Source organism: Streptomyces capoamus, assembly GCF_014654935.1.
Classification (GTDB): Bacteria; Actinomycetota; Actinomycetes; order Streptomycetales; family Streptomycetaceae; genus Streptomyces; species Streptomyces capoamus.
This window is the reverse complement of record NZ_BNBF01000008.1, coordinates 235,481-237,842: the sequence shown is the minus strand read 5'-3', so window position 1 is coordinate 237,842 and position 2,362 is coordinate 235,481. Positions and strand designations below refer to the sequence as shown.

The window sequence follows — 2,362 nt, the reverse complement described above, 5'->3', positions numbered from 1 at the left end:
ACGTCTCCGATGAGAGGGCACCGGACGAACCGGAGGAACCGGAGGAACCAGAGGAGAGGACACCGGACGATCCGGAGGGAGAGGCGCCCGACGCCGCGGAGGGAGAGGCGTTCGGCGCCGCGGGGGAAGAGGCACCCGGCGCCGCGGAGGCGGGTTCGCCGGAGGTCCCGGAGGCGGGGTCGCCCGAGGACCCGGAGGCAGGGTCGCCCGAGGACCCCGGTGCGGAATCGCCCGAGGACCCTGACGCCTCCGAGGCCGGGGCGTCGGCAGCTGCGGCAGCTACGGCAGAGGGGTCGTACGAAATCCCGGACGGCGGTCGGTCGTAGAGGACCGGTGGTCCCAGCAGTCCGAAGCGCAGCTCGCACCGCCGCATCACGCCGTTCCACTGCCTTCCCGCGCGGTCGGGACCGACCGCGCTCCGCGGCGGGCGTGTGCCCGCCGTTGCCTGGCGGAAATCCGCCCTGTCCACAACGGTTTCCCGCCACCTTCCGCTCGCCGGCCCGACCGCCGGTCCAGCACCGGAATCCGCCCGACCGCCGGGCTCTTGGCGCTGCTGCCGGACGAGTTCCGGCCAACCGCTCCGCGCCCCGCCGACGAACCGTTGGCCACATGTTAGCGATCCGTTGGCGAATCCTGATGTGATCATTCCATCGGATCCGGCCCGACGGCGCGCGCGTTGAACGCGTAACTCGGGGGAGTGTCGCCGCAGGCTGGGTCCGGGGACGACAAGGGCCCCGGCCGGCGGAGGTGAACGACCGGGGCCCCGTCCCGCCCTTTCCGTGCCGGCATTCCGCCGCAGCCCTTTCCTGGCTCCCCTCGGCGCCTCCGTCCCCGCCGCTCCAGCGGTTTCCCGCCACCGGCTCAGACGACGGGCGGGCGCCCCAGCCGGGTCAGCCGCCAGACCGTCCGCCAGCGCATCGGCCGCCGTTCGCCGGCCGGTGTCCGCAGCCCCTCCGTGAATCCGCCGAACCAGCCCCTGAGTCCCGGCAGGGAGCGAGTGCGGGCGAGGGTGAGGAGCGTCCACAGCCCGAGGTGCACCGGGACCAGGGGCAGCGGCAGCCGGCGCCGGACGAGCCAGACGCGGTTGCGGGCGTTGACCCGGTAGTAGATGGCGTGCCGGGCGGGCGAGGTCTTGGGGTGCTGGAGCAGCAGTTCGGGGGCGTAGAGGATCTTCCAGCCGGCGTCGGCGGCCCGCCAGGCGAGGTCGGTCTCCTCGTGGGCGAAGAAGAACTCGGCGGGCCAGTCCCCGGTCTCGGCGAGCATCGCCATGCGGAGGGCGTGCCCGCCACCGAGGAATCCGGTGACGTAACCACCGCGCATCGGGTCGGACTTGCCCACCCGGGGTACGTGCCGCTGCTGGGTCTCGCCGTGCTCGTCGGCGATCCGGAAGCCGACGATGCCGAGGCGTGGGTCGGCGGCGTACAGATCTCGTACCCGGCGCAGCACGTCGGCGTCGACGAGCAGCCCGTCGTCATCCAGTTCCACGACGACGTCGACGTCCCCGAACGCGCGCAGCCGGGCGAGCGCGACGTTCCGGCCGCCCGGGCAGCCGAGGTTCTCCTCGACGTCGATGGTGGTGACCTCGCCGGGCAGCGAGAGCCGGCGGGCGAACTCGGGCAGCCGGCAGCCGTTGCCGACGATCACGATGCGGGCGGGGGCGAGATCCTGCTTGGCCACGGACTCCAGCAGGGCGTCGACCTCGGCGGGCCGGTTGCCCATCGTCACCACCGCGACGGCGATCCTCGGCTCCACCACGTCCCTCAACCCCATCCGGCCCACGGCGACACCACGCTCCGGCCGCGCACTGCCCGCCGTTCACCAAGATGTCGCCTCAGCGGCGGGGGTTCACCTGGCCCGGATTCACTTTGCCGCCTCTTTGATCCCCTTTTGTCGTCGCGGGTCCCTCCAGGAGCGGGGGCGGTACCGAATGCGCTCCCCGAGCGGCGGCGGCGGCGCGGCAGCCCTGCCAAGCACGCAAAAAGGCTAGGACACGGTTGATGTGACCTGGTTTTTCCCGCGGAGCCGCTTTCGGGATGTGTCCACGCGCGTCTGCTGCGAGTGCTGAACACCTGGTCAGCCGACGTGTTGGACAGCCATGGACGGAGGCGAACCGCCTCAGACACTGCACCAACTGGCTTGGTGTGGGCGAACGTGGGGCGGCCGAAGGGTTGCGCGTTCTAGGCTCGGCTTCAGCGCGATGACTGGACGCGGGGGACGGGAAGAACGGCGTTGAGGCTCATGGCGGCGCGTGGTCGGTCAGCCATGCGGGGGCGGATCGGGTGGGCAGCAACTGAGGCTGCGGGGCCTGCCCCCCTCCATCGAGCCGACGCAGCAGCTGCCAGGCAGCGGCTTGCATCGGCTT

General features: G+C 72.1%; 1 protein-coding gene and 1 pseudogene. One reads left to right on the top strand and one right to left on the bottom strand.

All coding sequences use genetic code 11. The features are described 5' to 3' along the window. A pseudogene (locus IE312_RS15585) lies at window positions 1–326 on the top strand (hypothetical protein); the annotation flags it as partial. Between the two features lie 535 nt (window positions 327–861). On the opposite strand, the gene IE312_RS15580 reads toward IE312_RS15585, so the two are convergent. Beyond that, a complete protein-coding gene (locus IE312_RS15580; protein ID WP_189982285.1) occupies window positions 862–1,755 on the bottom strand; it encodes a glycosyltransferase family 2 protein in 894 nt (297 codons plus the stop codon). Window positions 1,756–2,362: the final 607 nt, after the last annotated feature.